Here is an 854-nt window from a genome sequence, read left to right on the forward strand (position 1 = left end):
GCGTTTTGTATAGAAAAAAACCACCGTATTGTGCGGTGGTTTTTTATTCTTACTTTTGCGCAAATTTGCGGTCGTTAGTGCTTATGCCGCGCTTTTTCCAAAAGATCCGTAAAGTAATGACGCAGTGAATACAACATGATCAAGCTCGGGATCACCATTACGGCCGTGAGAATGAAAAACGTGCTCCAGTCATTTAGGTAGTCAACCAATTCACCGCTGAATGACGCTAGCGTGGTTCGTCCAAAGTTTCCTAGCGACGCAAGCAATGCATATTGAGTGGCAGAGAACGCTTGCCCGGTTAATAGAGTCAGAAACGAGACAAAGGCTACGGTGGAAAATGCCGTCGTAAAGTTATCAACGATGATGGTCGCTAAATACAGATGCTCGTTAGGGCCAACAGACGCTATCCAAGCAAACATCAAGTTACTCGCTGACATAGCAATGCCGCCAATCATCAAACCGCGCACGATACCAAACTTCACATTGAACATACTGCCAACGAGAGTAAAGAAGATGGTGGCTCCCCATCCAATCAACTTCGAGTAGTAGCCAATTTGTTCGTTGCTAAAGCCAATGTCTTTGTAGAAAGCAATCGACATGCGGCCCAGGAATGCTTCGCCAATCTTAAATAAGAAGACAAACAGCAACAGGGTTATCGCGACGCGAACACCATTGCGGTTGAAGAAATCGAGGAAAGGCTCAACAACGGTGACCGTAAACCACGCCACAAGTTTTGAACCGACGACTTCTTTGTGTCTTTGTTCCGCTTCGGATTGGAGCTTTTCACGTTGTGTGACTGGTTCGCCCACTAACAAAGTGAACACCATGAGTACCACAACAACGGCTGCCATACC

The 854-nt window shown here is 46.3% G+C and carries 1 pseudogene; it reads right to left on the bottom strand.

Annotated features, from left to right (window positions below):
- Positions 1-74: 74 nt before the first annotated feature.
- Positions 75-854: pseudogene (locus tag R7Z50_RS25995) on the bottom strand (MFS transporter); the annotation flags it as partial.

It is taken from the genome of Vibrio sp. 1249-1, assembly GCF_033340495.1.